The following is a 13,496-nucleotide window of genomic DNA, read 5'->3' as shown; positions in this document are numbered from 1 at the left end:
CTCCAGAACGTCAATGCCTATGACAGTAGGCTCAAGGACTGGATGCGCCGCTTCAGAGGCGTCGCTACAAAATATCTCGCAACCTATCTCGGATGGCGCCGCATGATCGAGACGCTCCAAAACGCCCTCGCTCCCCCTTCTATCCTTATCGCTTGCACCCAGCCAGCCTGCCTCAACACCTAACGACAACAGAGCCTTTGGAAACCAGTCGTTGGAATGAAACGTCCGGTTGATAAAAAAAGGCCGCACGGCACGCGCCGCGCGGCCCTTTTTATGGTTCCCGGCCGGAGGGAGATCAGTTCGCGGTTTCGGATTCCCGCTCGCTGCCCTCGTCGCCCTCGGTGGCCGTTTCGCTCTTGGCTTCGATATATTCGAAATCCAACGCGCCGTCCTTCAGTGTGATCTTGACCGCGCCGCCCTTGACCAGCCGGCCGAACAGCAATTCCTCGGCCAGCGGCTTCTTGATGTTCTCCTGGATCACCCGGCCCAGCGGGCGGGCACCGTAGAGCCGGTCGTAACCGCGTTCGGCCAGCCACTCCTTGGCCGCCGACGAGATTTCGATCGTGACGTTGCGATCGGCAAGCTGGGCTTCGAGCTGGAAGACGAACTTCTCGACCACCCGGCCCACGATCTCGGGGGTGAGGTTGGCAAAGGGAATGATCGCGTCCAGACGGTTGCGGAATTCGGGGGTGAAGATGCGCTTGATCGCTTCTTCATCCTCGCCCTCGCGCGAATCGCGGCCGAACCCGATGGCTTCCTTGTTCAGATCGGCGGCCCCCGCATTGGTCGTCATGATCAGGACGACATTGCGGAAATCGACGGTCTTGCCGTTATGGTCGGTCAGGCGACCATGGTCCATGACCTGGAGCAGGACGTTATACAGGTCCGGATGCGCCTTCTCGATTTCGTCCAGCAGCAGCACGGCGTGCGGATGCTGGTCGATCGCGTCGGTCAGCAGGCCGCCCTGATCGAAGCCGACATAGCCCGGCGGCGCACCGATCAGGCGCGAGATCGAATGGCGTTCCATATATTCGGACATGTCGAAGCGGACGAGTTCGATCCCCAGCGTCTGGGCAAGCTGCTTCGCCACCTCGGTCTTGCCCACGCCCGTCGGGCCGGAGAACAGGTAATTGCCGATCGGCTTCTCCGGGTCACGCAGGCCGGCGCGCGACAGCTTGATCGCCGCCGCCAGCGCGTCGATCGCCTTGTCCTGACCGTAGACCATGCCCTTCAGGTCGCGCTCCAGGGTCCGCAGCGTCTCCTTGTCGTCCGACGAGACGCTCTTGGGCGGAATGCGGGCGATCTTGGCGACGATGTCCTCGACATCCTTCAGGGTCACGGTCTTGCGGCGCCGGTTCTCGGGCACCAGCATGCGCGAGGCCCCGACCTCGTCGATCACGTCGATCGCCTTGTCCGGCAGCTTGCGGTCATGGATGTATTTCGCCGCCAGTTCCACCGCGCCGCGAATGGCTTCCTCGGTGTAGCGCACCTTGTGGTGGCGCTCGTAATTGACCTTCAGGCCGCGCAGGATCTTGACCGCGTCCTCGACCGAAGGCTCGGCCACGTCGATCTTCTGGAAGCGGCGGACCAGCGCGCGGTCCTTCTCGAAATGCTGGCGATATTCCTTGTAGGTGGTCGAGCCGATGCAGCGCAGCGTGCCGGCGGCGAGCGCGGGCTTGAGCAGGTTGGAGGCATCCATGGCCCCGCCCGAGGTCGCACCGGCACCGATTACGGTATGGATCTCGTCGATGAAGAGAATGCTGCCCGGATTGTTGTCCAGTTCGGTGACGACCGCCTTAAGCCGTTCCTCGAAATCGCCGCGATAGCGGGTGCCGGCCAGCAGCGCACCCATATCCAGCGAATAGATCGTGGATTTCAGCAGCACTTCGGGCACGTCGCCTTCGACGATGCGCTTGGCCAGCCCTTCGGCGATGGCCGTCTTGCCCACGCCCGGATCGCCGACATAGAGCGGGTTGTTCTTCGTGCGGCGGCACAGGATCTGGATCGTGCGCTCGATTTCCGAATCGCGGCCGATCAGCGGGTCGACCTTCCCATCCTCGGCCTTGCGGTTGAGGTTGGTGCAGTAGGCGCTGAGCGCGTCCTGGTTCTTCTGGCTGCTCTTGCCGCGTTCCTCGCGTTCGCTTTCCGGGTTCTCCTGCGCGCTGCCGGTGATCGGGCGGCGCGTCGAACGGTCCGGCGCCTTGGCGATGCCGTGCGAGATGAAATTGACCGCGTCCAGCCGCGTCATGTCCTGCAATTGCAGGAAATAGACGGCGTGGCTTTCGCGTTCGGCGAACAGGGCGACCAGCACGTTCGAGCCCGTGACTTCATCCCGGCCGGTGGACTGCACATGAATGGCGGCGCGCTGGATCACGCGCTGGAACGCGGCCGTGGGCTTGGGATCGACCGTGCGGTCGGACGCCAGGCCGGCCAGATCCTTGTCGAGAAATTCGGTGAGGTCGGAGCGCAGCTTGTCGAGATCGACGCCGCAGGCGCGGAAGACCGTCACCGCGTCGCTGTCGTCGACGAGGGCCAGCAACAGATGTTCCAGGGTCGCATATTCGTGACGCCGATCCCCCGCTAGGGTCAGGGCACGGTGAAGCGTCTGTTCGAGATTGCGTGACAACATCCGTGACGCTCCTTTTCCTGGGCCGGACACGAACCCGCCGGGGCGGGTCGGTCGAACAGGATCATATTTGGTGTGTTTTGGACGGAAAGCCAGTGGAAAGAACGATAAAGTTCCGACGATGCCGCGCGGGCAGGGCAAGGCACCAGGAATCACGCGCGTCGCACGCGCCTGCGCGGGGTGTCCGACATCGGGGAGGGAAGCGCCTGCCCCGAGGCTTCCGGCTCTGCCGGAATGGGCTGAGTTCTGTTGAGTAATATTTAAAAACAATACCTTGGACGGGTCGTCCGGTTTTGCGGCACCCCCGTCGTCAGGCGCGGGCCTAGTCTTTCTCGATCGTGCATTGCAGCGGGTGCTGGTTCTGCCGCGCCAGGTCCATGACCTGCGTCACTTTCGTCTCGGCGACTTCGTAGGTGAAGACGCCGCAGACGCCGACGCCGCGCTTGTGGACATGCAGCATGATGTCCGTCGCTTCCTCGCGCGATTTCTGGAAGAATCGTTCAAGGACATGAACGACGAATTCCATCGGCGTGTAGTCGTCGTTGAGCATCAGGACCTTGTACATCGCGGGCTTGCGCGTCTGCGGGCGGGTCCTGACGACGACGCCGATCGTCGGGGAATCGGGGTTGTCCGGGTCGGAATCCTGTCCGTTGCCATCGCGTCGGGTCGGGTTGTTGCCGCCATGCGCCCACACCGAGCCCGACGCGCCTGTAACGCGCGGGCCGATCATGGGACGGACAGGGAAAAATGCTGCTGTCATGGTCATACCATATTGGATCGGCATCGTGGGTTGAAAGAGCGAAACAAGGGAATTTTAAGCATGGCTGGGCTCGCTTTCGGTGATCGAAGCCACCGAAAGCGGCGCATGGCTACCCGGCTCCACCCGCGGCCGGGGAGAGGTGACGCTGAAAAGACTGTATTTTCTTCCCCTTATCGCGGTTTTCTCTGGACGGGTTCAGAAAAATGGCCATAGAGTTACCAAATGACGCGGATCCTGTGACTGAGGGGACAGGCGGTGGCCGACGGAGCATGGATGGACGAGAAACGGGGATGGCTCGCCCTCCTGTGTCGCGCTGTGGTGTCCCTGGTTTCTGACGGCGGGTGCCGGCAGGCCGGTCGTGGGCGCACCTTGCGGTTGACCGTGGGTCTGGCGGCCGGGTACCTGGCGACGACCGTCATCGCGACGCCCCGCGCCCATGCCCAGTATGTCGGCCAGATCAGTTCCATCGTCATGGACGCCCGTACGGGCGCGGTGCTCTCGCAGAGCAATCCCGACCTTCAGCGTTTTCCCGCCAGCCTTACCAAGCTGATGACGCTCTACATGGCTTTCAAGGCCATGCGGGCGGGACAGATCACGCTCGATCAGGCGGTGCCGGTCTCGGCCCATTCCGCCTCCATGGAGCCGTCGAAGCTGGGGCTGGTGCCCGGCAGCTACCTGACGGTGGAGCAGGCGGTTCTGGGTCTGGTGACCAAATCGGCGAATGATGCCGCCTGCGCGCTCGGCGAATTGCTGGGCGGGGGAGACGAGGCCCGGTTCGCCGATCTCATGACCCGTCAGGCGCGGGCGCTGGGCATGGCCAACACCACGTTCCGCAACGCCTCGGGCCTGCCGAACGAGGAACAGATGACCTCGGCGCGCGACCTCGCGGTGCTGACCCGGCATATCATCACCGAATTCCCGGAATATTATCATTATTTCGCGGTGCCGGCCTTCTATTTCCACGGTCGGCAGGTGCCCAACCATGATCCGATGCTGCGGATCTATCCGGGCGCGGACGGGCTGAAGACGGGCTATACGGCGTTGGCCGGGCGCAATCTGGTCACTTCGGCGGTTCGCGAGAATGTCCGGCTGATCGGTGTGGTGCTGGGGGCGCGGACCAATCCGCAGCGCAGCGCCCTGATGGCCGGCATTCTCGATGACGGCTTCCGTCAGGAAGGCGTGGCCGATGTGCGCCGGCCGCTGGTGCTGGCGCGCGGCAACCGCCGCCGGGCGGCGGTCATGCTGGCCGCCGCGACGCGCGGCAGTGCCGGGCCGGAGCAGGTGGCGGAACTGCCGAGCACGCCCCGGCATCATGTCCTGTCCCGCCATGGCCATGCTCATGCGCCCGTGCATATGGTCGCGGCGGGCCATACCGGCAGTCGTCACGCCGCCGCCCACAAGCGCGGGCGCACCCACGGTTGACGGCCTGATCGGACAGGCGCGTGGAGGGGTAACTTCGCGCGTGTTTCCTGCCCGGCTGTGTGCTCCTCCGTGGTGTGAAAACAGCGGGCGGATGCGGGCTGTGCCCGTTCAGTCGATATCTGCGGTCGGGTTCTCGGACGGGGGTGGGCGGATGCGTCGCCCTTGCCTTGCGGCGCCGTCCCGCGCATTTATCCCCTGAGAGGCTGTCCGCGCATTGTCGGTTCGGCCTTTGGCGTTGAGGGTGCCGTTCTGCGGCGGATGAACAAGCGAGGGGCATCGTTATGGACGGTGATACGGACGCGCGGCGCGTGATCCTGCATACGCAAGAGGATTTTGCCGGCATGCGTGCGGCAGGACAATTGGCCGCGCGTACGCTGGACATGATCGTGCCGCATGTTCGCGCGGGCGTGACGACCGGGGAACTGGACCAGGTGATTCATGAGTTCATGGTCGCCAATGACGCCACGCCGGCGACGCTCGGTTATCGCGGTTATCCGAAATCGAGCTGCATCTCGCTCAATCATGTGGTGTGCCACGGTATTCCCGGTGATCGGCAGTTGCAGGATGGCGATATCCTGAACATCGACGTGACCGTGATCCTCGACGGCTGGTTCGGCGACACCAGCCGCATGTACACGGTCGGCGCGATCCCGCGGAAAGCGGAGAAGCTGATCGAGGCGACATATGAGGCGCTGATGCTGGGCATCGCCCAGGTCCGTCCGGGCAATACGCTGGGCGATATCGGCCACGCGATCCAGGAATTCGCCGAATCGCGGCGTTTTTCGGTAGTGCGCGATTTCTGCGGCCACGGCATCGGCCGGACGTTCCATGCCGCGCCGAACGTGCTGCATTACGGCCGCCCCGGCCAGGGGCTGGTGCTGCGTCCGGGCATGTTCTTCACCATCGAACCGATGCTCAATGGCGGCCGGCCGGACGTGAAGGTGCTTGATGACGGCTGGACAGCGGTGACCCGCGACCGCTCGCTTTCGGCCCAGTTCGAACACATGCTGGGCGTGACCGAAGATGGGTGCGAGGTGTTCACGCTTTCGCCCGCCGGCCTGAATCACCCGCCTTATACAGTCTCGGCCTGAATATAGTCTCGGTCTGGGGCGCGTTGCCGCGCGCCGGCCGGTTGCCCCTGACGAAAATTCCCTTGTCATTGAAAGGTTCGTAATGCGCTTTTCCCCGCTTCGTGTTCGCTGTGCCGCCCTCATGCTGGCGGGGTCGATGCTGGCGGGGCTGGCGACGCCGCTTGGGGCAGTATCGGCGGTGGCGGCCCCGGTTCAGGGGGATGTTCTGACCTTCGGCCAGGCGCAGGGCGCGTTGCCGCCGCTGGCTCCGGCGGAGGGGGCGCATGGCATGGTCGTGTCGGCCCAGCATCTGGCCTCCGAGGTCGGGGCGCATATTCTGGCGCAGGGCGGCAACGCGGCGGATGCGGCCGTGGCGGTGGCCTATGCGCTGGCGGTGGTTTATCCGGCCGCGGGCAATATCGGCGGTGGCGGCTTCATGACGCTGCGGACTCCCGATGGGCATGCCGTCTTCATCGATTTCCGCGAGCACGCGCCGCTGGCGGCGACCCCGACCATGTATCAGGATGCCAAGGGCAGCGTGGTGCCCAATCTGTCGATCACGGGCTGGAAGGCCGTCGCGGTGCCGGGAACGGTGGCGGGTATGGACATGATCCTGAACCGCTGGGGGCATCTGACGCGCCAGCAGGTGATGGCGCCCGCGATTGCCCTGGCACGGGATGGCTTCGTGCTCGCCGAAGGCGACGTGCAGTTGCTCAACACGTCGACCGCCGATTTCGCCCGCGATCCCGAAGCGCGGCGGATCTTCCTGCGGCCGGACGGCACGCCGTTGCAGGTCGGCGACCGTCTGGTGCAGGCCGATCTGGCCGACAGCCTGTCGCTGATCGCGCGGAGCGGGGCGGCCGCGTTCTATCGCGGCCCCATCGCCGATGCGATCGTCCAGGCCAGCAAGGTCGGAGGCGGGATTCTCCAGTCCGACGATTTCCGTCGTTATGCGCCCCGCGTGCTGCCGACGCTGACCTGCTCCTATCGCGGCTATCAGGTCGATACCGCGCCCCCGCCGAGCGGCGGCGGCGTCGCGCTGTGCGAGATGCTGAACATTCTCTCGGGCTATGACATGCACAAGCTCGGCCTGTACACCGCGCCCGCGGTGCAGCGCGAAGTGGAGGCGATGCGGCGTGCCTATGCCGACCGGCAGGATCTGGGCGATCCGGCCTTCGTGCAGAATCCGGTCACGCATCTGGTCGATGTGCGCTATGCGCGGCAGGTGCGCGCGGCGATTCCCACCGACCGCGCTGTGCCCTCGGCCTCGCTGAAGCCCGGCCAGATCGAGCCCGAAAAACACGAAACGACCCAGTTCTCGGTCATTGATGACAAGGGCATGGCGATTTCGGTCACCTATACGCTGAACGGCTGGTTCGGTGCGAAGGTGATCGGCGGCCATACCGGCATCTTCCTCAATGACGAGATGGACGATTTCTCGTCCCGCCCCGGCGTGCCCAACATGTTCGGCATTGTCGGCAGCGCCGCCAACGCGATCGCGCCGGGCAAGACACCGCTTTCCTCGATGTCGCCCACGATCCTGTCGCGCAACGGCAAGCCGGTGATGGTGATCGGGAGCCCTGGCGGATCGCGCATTCCGACCATCGTGCTGGCCACGATCCTGGGCGTGGTGGATTACGGGCTGGATATCCAGCAGGCGGTGGACCTGCCGCGTATCCATGAGCAATGGCAGCCGGAGCCGGTCGAGGTCGAGCAGGGGGCGCTGACCGATGCCGTCGCCGCGACGTTGGAGCAGGAAGGCTACAAGCTGGCCCCGCATGCGCCGTGGGGCGTGGCCGAAGGTATTCTGGTCGGGGCGCCGCGTCTGGGCGTGCGGCATGTCGGGACGGCACGGTATTTCGGCGGCTTCGACCGGCGGCATCCCGGTGGGGCGGCTGTCGGGGAGTAATCCCCGTTCCCTGTTCGTGAGACAAAGGAACGAGGCTTATGCTTCGTTCAGCCAGTCCTCGATCATCCGGCGGGCAATCGTTGTCGGCGCCGGGAGGGTAAAGCCCGCCGGATTGCGCACGTCATCCCGGCTCAGCCACCGTGCCTCGGCGATTTCCTGTGGGTCCAGGCGCAGGGTTTCGTCTTCGGTAAAGGCGGTGAAGCCCAGCATCAGGGCGCTGGGGAAGGGCCAGGGCTGGGCGGAATGGTAGCGGATGGCGTCCACGCGGATGCCGACTTCCTCCCATACCTCGCGCGCCACGGCTTCCTCGGGTGTTTCGCCGGGCTCGACGAAGCCGGCGAGAGCGGAAAACATGCGGCTCTCGGGGCCGAAGCGCGTGCCGCGCGCCAGCAGCACGCGCGCGCCGCGCCGGACCAGCATGATCACGACCGGGTCGGTGCGTGGAAAATGCAGATGCGTCGGGTCGGCGGTGCAGACCAGGCGATGCCCGGCCTGGTCGGGCTGATTCGGCGCGCCGCAGACGCCGCAGAATCGGCTGCGCGTGCGCCAGTGCACCATGCCGCGCGCCTGCGCCAGAATCGCCGCATCGCCGGGCGGCAGCAGTCCGGCGAGGGGGCGCAGTTCGCGGAACGTGCCCCGTGCTTCGGGAAAGAGCGCGTGCGGCTGCTCCAGGCGGTCGAGATCGAGGGCGAAGAGCGGGCGCGCCTCCAGATAGCCCAGGAACGTCCAGTGCGCCGGGTCGCGCCATCCGGGGGGTGGGCGGAGCGTGCGCAATCTCGGGAGTTCGATGCGGGCCGTATCGTCGCGCTCCTGCACGATCAGGTGCAGGCCGCGCCAGCAGGGGACGAGAAGCGTGTCGCCGTCGGTCAGGTAACGGGCGATTCGGTCGGGCTCCGTGCGGTCCTGCGCCGCACGATCAATCGGGCTGCCGGCGTAGAAAATATCGCCGGTCCGGCCGGGATCGGGTGAGGCAGGGGGCATGGTCGGCGTTCCTGTGTGTCCGTCTCTTTGTCCGGGGGAGTGTGGACGCGAAATGGATAATAATAAAATCAATAGTTTAATGGAATTCTGATGGGGGAGGTCCATCTGCGTCGTGGCGAAGCCGGCCCGGCGCCCCATTCGCCCCCTTGTATCCGACACCGGTTTGCGTGCTAAGAAGGCCGTGGGAGACCGGCAACGGACGGGCGCCTTGCCAACCCGGTCAGGTCCGGAAGGAAGCAGCCGCAGTGAGTTTCGCCCGGGTCGTCTGTCCGGTCTCCCACCTCGGGATTGATGTTCTTGAAGACGCCGCTGCCCCGGATGCGGCGCTGTATTCCCTCCGGAAATCGTGATGACCGTGTCTTCGGACCAGGAATTTTCCGGGGACCCGGATCTGCCGCTTCCGCCCGATTCGGGCATGGGCCTGTTCGGAGAGGCTCCGGCCCCCGCCGCCCCCCCGGTAACCGCTCCCGCGCAGGGGCCTTACCGTGTGCTGGCGCGCAAATATCGCCCGACCACGCTCGATGACCTGATCGGCCAGGAATCCACCGTCCGAATCCTGCGCAATGCCTTTGCGCTGGGGCGGGTCGCCCATGCCTTCATGCTGACGGGCGTGCGCGGCGTGGGCAAGACGACCACCGCGCGCATCATCGCCCGGGCGCTCAACTGCATCGGGCCGGACGGCAAGGGTGGTCCCACCGCCGATCCGTGCGGCGTGTGCGCCAATTGCGTGGCGATTCTGGCCGACCGTCATCCTGACGTGCTGGAAATGGACGCGGCCTCGCGCACCGGCGTGGACGATGTGCGCGAGATCATCGAGGCCACGCGCTTCCGCCCGATGCAGGGGCGGATGAAGGTCTTCATCATCGACGAGGTTCACATGCTCTCGCGCAACGCATTCAATGCGTTGCTCAAGACGCTGGAGGAGCCGCCGGCCCAGGTCACGTTCATTTTCGCCACGACCGAACTGCGCAAGGTGCCGGTCACGGTGCTGTCGCGCTGCCAGCGATTCGACCTGCGTCGCGTACCGCAGGCCGAACTGGCGGCCCATTTCGGCCGCATTGCCCAGGCCGAGGGCGCGGAATGCACGCCCGACGCGCTGGCGCTGATCGCCCGTGCCGCCGACGGGTCGGTACGCGACGGGCTCTCGCTGCTCGATCAGGCGATTGCCCAGGGTGGAGCCGAGGCCGGTGGTGGGCCGATCGGTGCCGAACGGGTGGCGGACATGCTGGGGCTGGCCGATCGCGGCCGGGTGTTCGACCTGCTGGAGGCCGTGCTGTCCGGCCAGCCGGACCAGGCGCTGACGATTACCGACGAAGCCCATGCCCGCGGTGCCGATCTGGGCGTCATGCTGGGCGACCTGCTGGAATTGATCCACACCGTCTCGCGCCTCAAGGCCGTGCCGGCATTGCGTCGGGCCGCCGATCTGCCGGAGGCCGAGCGCGAACGGGGCGGTGCGCTGGCCGACCGGCTGTCGGTGCCGGTGCTGGGGCGGACGTGGCAGATGCTGCTGAAGGGCCTCTCTGAGGTCGAGATGGCGGCCGACCGGCGGCAGGCGGCCGAGATGGTGCTGATCCGGCTGTGCTACGTGGCCGATCTGCCGCCGCCGGGCGACCTGGTGCGGCGTCTGACCGAAGGCGGGGCGTCTGTCCCCGCCGGTCCGGCGGTGCGGACCGGGGTATCCGATGGCGGGCCAGGCCCCATGACGGGCGGATCGGCGCAATCCGGCACGATTGCGTCCGGGCGACCGGGCGGCGGGCAGGTGGTGGCCCATGGCGGATTGCGCATGGTGGCCAATGGCGGCGTGCGGATTGCCGATCCGGCCGGGGAGCCGGCAGGCGAATCGGTCGTGGAGATGGCACCGGAGGCTGAGGATGCGCCGGCGCCGGAAGACGATACCCCGCCTGCGCTGACGACATGGCGCGAGGTCGTGGCGTTCGTCTCCGGGCGCGATGCCATGCTGCATGGCCACCTGCGCCATTCCACCCATCTGGTGGCCTTTGCGCCGCCGCGCATCGATATCCGGGTGCAGCGCGCCGGGCTGCCGGGGCTGGCGCGCCGGCTGGAAACCCTGCTGCGCCGCGAAACCGGGCAGGAATGGGAGGTTCGTTCCTCGACCGAGGAAGGGCAGGCGACGCTGGCGGAACAGGGTGCCGAGATCATCCAGTTCCATCGGGCGTCGGCCGAGAGCCACCCGCTGGTCCGCGCGATTTTCGCGCGCTTTCCCGATGCCGTCCTTGGGGCGGTGACGGATCATTCGCTTGACGATTACGGCCTGCCGCCCGAAGAGGCGGCATCCGTCACGCTGGCGCCGGATCTGGAATTCGCCCCGCTCGATGCCGAACTGGTGGACGAGGACGATCTGGACGCGGGCGACGAGAGGTAAGGAGAGACGATCGATGAAGAATCTTGCCGGGTTGATGAAGCAGGCCACCCAGATGCAGGCCCGCATGGAAGAAATGCAGTCCAAGCTGGAAGGCATGACGATCGAAGGCAGCGCCGGAGCCGGTATGGTGCAGGTGACGCTGAACGGCAAAGGCGACATGAAGGCCATCAGGATCGACCCCAAGCTGGCCGATCCGAACGAGATGGAAATGTTGCAGGATCTGGTCATTGCCGCCTGCGCCGACGCGCGCAAGCTGCTGGACGAGCGCGCCTCCGAGGAAATGAAGAAGGTCACTGGCGGCATGAACCTGCCGGCGGGCCTGAAGCTGCCGTTCTAAGAGTCGGCGCGGGTCGGGCGGCCGCATGGGTGGAGCGGACATCGAACGGCTGATCGCGCTGCTGGCGCGCCTGCCGGGATTGGGGCCGCGTTCGGCCCGGCGGGCGGCGCTGGCGCTGCTGCGCCAGCCGCAGACGCGCATGCTCCCGCTGGCCCAGGCGATGGAACAGGCGGCGCGCACCGTGCGCACCTGTTCCACCTGCGGCAATCTGGATACGCATGATCCCTGCGGCATCTGTGCCGATCCGGCGCGCGACCGGGGACTGGTCTGCGTCGTCGAAACAGTGGGCGACCTCTGGGCATTGGAGCGTGCCGGTGTCCATCGGGGCGTCTATCAGGTGTTGGGCGGCACGCTGTCGGCGCTGTCTGGCACCGGCCCCGACGATCTGAACCTCGCACCATTGCTGGCGCGGCTGGAAGAAGGCGGGGTGCGCGAGGTGATCCTGGCGCTGGGGGCTACCGTCGAGGGGGCCGCGACCACGCATTGGTTGCAGGATCGGCTGGCGGGCTTCGACGTGCCGGTCAGCCGCGTCGGGCAGGGCGTGCCGATGGGCGGCGCGCTGGACGTGCTGGATGATGGAACGCTCGCCGCCGCCCTCACCGCGCGAAAAATCTATTCGTGAACGCGCGCTGGTGGCGATCCGACGCGCGCCCGCTGTGTTCCGGCGCTCACGGCCCATAAGGCCGTTCCGCTCCGGTGCTCGCGGACACACGACGGGCGCGGCCCTATGGGCCGCTCTCGCTCACCGGCCCCCGTTTCCGAACAGATTGTTGGAGATTATGGGGAGAGGGGAATGACGATGTGGCCGATATCCGAAGCGATTCCCCGGGTGGCGTTTGTGACGGGTGGAGCCGTGCGGCTGGGGCGGGCGATCGCGCTGGCGCTGGCGGATGCGGGCTTTGCCGTGGCCATCCATTACCGCTCGGGGGAGGACGATGCCCGGCGGACGGTGGAGGACATCGCGGCGCGAGGGCAGCGCGGCTGCATGCTGCGCGCCGATCTCGCCTGCGAGGCAGAGGTGACGCCGCTGATCGACCGGGTGCGGGCGGAACTGGGGCCGGTCGGTGTGCTGGTGAACAATGCCAGCACCTTCGACCGCGACGAATGGAACGATGCGACCCGTGCCAGTTGGGATGCGCATCTGGAGCCCAATCTGCGCGCGCCCTTCGTGCTGACGCAGGCTTTCGCCTGGCAGGTGCCGGAAGGGGCCGAGGGCATGGTGCTGAACATGCTCGACGAGCGCGTCTGGTCGCTGACGCCGCATTTCGTCAGCTATACGGTGTCGAAATCCGCCCTGTGGACGCTGACACGCACTCTGGCGCTGGCGCTGGCGCCCAGGCGCATCCGGGTCAATGCCATCGGGCCGGGCCCGGCACTGCCGAGTCCGCGCCAGAGCAGGGAGCAGTTCGCGCGGCAATGCGCATCGGTGCCGATGGGGCGTGGGACGTGCCCGGACGAAGTCGCACGGGCCGCGTTGTCGTTGCTGTGCCTGCCGTCGGTCACCGGGCAGATGCTGGCGCTGGATGGCGGGCAGCATCTGCAATGGTCCCCGACACCCCAGCCCGGCCAGATGCCGGAAGAGTAACCAGAAGAACCAAGAGGCCGTTCAATGTCGATTTTCGCCGCATGGCCGGTCCAGCCGCCGCTGCGTCGCGTGTTCCTGAAGGATATGGTGCTTCAGGCCAATATCGGGGTCTATCCTCACGAGCAGGGCGTGACCCAGCGCGTCCGCATCAATATCTCGTTCGGCGTGCCGGACGAGCCGGGGCTGACGGTCGGGCGCGACGATCTGAGCCGTACCGTATCGTATGAACGGATCGTGCTGATGGTGCGGCGGATCATCGCCGAGGGCCATGTGCGGCTGGTCGAGACGCTGGCCGAGCGCATAGCCATCGGCGTGCTGGCCGACGAGCGGGTGCAGGTGGTGCGGGTACGGGTGGAAAAGCCCGACATCTTCCACGATCTCGACGCCGTGGGCGTCGAGATCGAGCGCTGGCGCACCGAATGA

General features: G+C 66.3%; 11 protein-coding genes, 1 other RNA gene and 1 pseudogene. 10 read left to right on the top strand and 3 right to left on the bottom strand.

The window, feature by feature from the left end:
• Positions 1-183 (top strand): annotated as a pseudogene (locus HLH25_RS07315) (hypothetical protein); the annotation flags it as partial.
• A 112-nt stretch (positions 184-295) separates the two neighbouring features.
• Here HLH25_RS07315 and clpA read toward each other — a convergent pair.
• A complete protein-coding gene (clpA, locus tag HLH25_RS07310) occupies positions 296-2,629 on the bottom strand; it encodes an ATP-dependent Clp protease ATP-binding subunit ClpA (protein WP_182973423.1) in 2,334 nt (777 codons plus the stop codon).
• A 319-nt stretch (positions 2,630-2,948) separates the two neighbouring features.
• Entirely contained in the window at positions 2,949-3,356 is a 408-nt protein-coding gene (clpS, locus tag HLH25_RS07305; RefSeq protein ID WP_182973436.1) for an ATP-dependent Clp protease adapter ClpS, read from the bottom strand.
• Between the two features lie 303 nt (positions 3,357-3,659).
• Between clpS and HLH25_RS07300 the strand changes: the two genes are divergently transcribed.
• The 3 genes from HLH25_RS07300 to ggt all read left to right on the top strand — a co-directional run bounded on the left by HLH25_RS07300 (position 3,660) and on the right by ggt (position 7,787).
• Positions 3,660-4,808 carry a D-alanyl-D-alanine carboxypeptidase family protein gene (locus HLH25_RS07300; RefSeq protein ID WP_182973422.1) on the top strand — a complete coding sequence of 383 codons (1,149 nt, stop codon included), beginning with the start codon at positions 3,660-3,662 and terminating at the stop codon, positions 4,806-4,808.
• Between the two features lie 281 nt (positions 4,809-5,089).
• On the top strand, positions 5,090-5,899 hold the full coding sequence (gene map, locus HLH25_RS07295) for a type I methionyl aminopeptidase (RefSeq protein ID WP_182973421.1): 810 nt from the start codon (positions 5,090-5,092) through the stop codon (positions 5,897-5,899).
• 121 nt (positions 5,900-6,020) lie between these two features.
• Complete coding sequence (gene ggt, locus HLH25_RS07290; RefSeq protein WP_375271508.1) at positions 6,021-7,787, top strand: gamma-glutamyltransferase; 1,767 nt, start codon at positions 6,021-6,023, stop codon at positions 7,785-7,787.
• 36 nt (positions 7,788-7,823) lie between these two features.
• Here the strand turns inward: ggt and nudC are convergent, their stop codons facing one another.
• Positions 7,824-8,768 (bottom strand): NAD(+) diphosphatase, encoded by a 945-nt coding sequence (nudC, locus tag HLH25_RS07285; protein ID WP_182973419.1) that lies wholly within the window; start codon positions 8,766-8,768, stop codon positions 7,824-7,826.
• 184 nt (positions 8,769-8,952) lie between these two features.
• Here nudC and ffs point away from each other — a divergent pair.
• From ffs to folB, 6 genes are all read left to right on the top strand, one after another.
• An RNA gene (gene ffs, locus HLH25_RS07280) (signal recognition particle sRNA small type) lies at positions 8,953-9,049 on the top strand.
• A gap of 68 nt (positions 9,050-9,117) precedes the next feature.
• Entirely contained in the window at positions 9,118-11,151 is a 2,034-nt protein-coding gene (locus tag HLH25_RS07275; RefSeq protein WP_182973418.1) for a DNA polymerase III subunit gamma/tau, read from the top strand.
• A gap of 13 nt (positions 11,152-11,164) precedes the next feature.
• Positions 11,165-11,488, top strand: coding sequence for a YbaB/EbfC family nucleoid-associated protein (locus HLH25_RS07270; RefSeq protein WP_114727438.1), 324 nt, complete (start codon positions 11,165-11,167; stop codon positions 11,486-11,488).
• A 25-nt stretch (positions 11,489-11,513) separates the two neighbouring features.
• Entirely contained in the window at positions 11,514-12,110 is a 597-nt protein-coding gene (gene recR / locus HLH25_RS07265) for a recombination mediator RecR (protein ID WP_182973417.1), read from the top strand.
• Positions 12,111-12,281: 171 nt separating this feature from the next.
• Positions 12,282-13,073, top strand: coding sequence for an SDR family oxidoreductase (locus HLH25_RS07260; RefSeq protein WP_182973416.1), 792 nt, complete (start codon positions 12,282-12,284; stop codon positions 13,071-13,073).
• 24 nt (positions 13,074-13,097) lie between these two features.
• Positions 13,098-13,496 (top strand): dihydroneopterin aldolase, encoded by a 399-nt coding sequence (gene folB, locus HLH25_RS07255; RefSeq protein ID WP_182973415.1) that lies wholly within the window; start codon positions 13,098-13,100, stop codon positions 13,494-13,496.

The sequence above is a fragment of the Gluconacetobacter dulcium genome, from assembly GCF_014174165.1.
GTDB classification, from domain to species: Bacteria; Pseudomonadota; Alphaproteobacteria; order Acetobacterales; family Acetobacteraceae; genus Gluconacetobacter; species Gluconacetobacter dulcium.
The sequence above is the reverse complement of the archived record's forward strand: the minus strand, read 5'-3'. Positions and strand labels throughout refer to the sequence as shown.

Coding starts and splice junctions, on each gene's coding strand:
- HLH25_RS07260 (WP_182973416.1), top strand. CDS start 12,282: ATGACGATGTGGCCGATATCCGAAGCGATTCCCCGGGTGGCGTTTGTG.
- clpA (WP_182973423.1), bottom strand. CDS start 2,629: ATGTTGTCACGCAATCTCGAACAGACGCTTCACCGTGCCCTGACCCTA.
- folB (WP_182973415.1), top strand. CDS start 13,098: ATGTCGATTTTCGCCGCATGGCCGGTCCAGCCGCCGCTGCGTCGCGTG.
- recR (WP_182973417.1), top strand. CDS start 11,514: ATGGGTGGAGCGGACATCGAACGGCTGATCGCGCTGCTGGCGCGCCTG.
- HLH25_RS07270 (WP_114727438.1), top strand. CDS start 11,165: ATGAAGAATCTTGCCGGGTTGATGAAGCAGGCCACCCAGATGCAGGCC.
- nudC (WP_182973419.1), bottom strand. CDS start 8,768: ATGCCCCCTGCCTCACCCGATCCCGGCCGGACCGGCGATATTTTCTAC.
- HLH25_RS07300 (WP_182973422.1), top strand. CDS start 3,660: ATGGACGAGAAACGGGGATGGCTCGCCCTCCTGTGTCGCGCTGTGGTG.
- clpS (WP_182973436.1), bottom strand. CDS start 3,356: ATGATCGGCCCGCGCGTTACAGGCGCGTCGGGCTCGGTGTGGGCGCAT.
- ggt (WP_375271508.1), top strand. CDS start 6,021: ATGCTGGCGGGGTCGATGCTGGCGGGGCTGGCGACGCCGCTTGGGGCA.
- map (WP_182973421.1), top strand. CDS start 5,090: ATGGACGGTGATACGGACGCGCGGCGCGTGATCCTGCATACGCAAGAG.
- HLH25_RS07275 (WP_182973418.1), top strand. CDS start 9,118: ATGACCGTGTCTTCGGACCAGGAATTTTCCGGGGACCCGGATCTGCCG.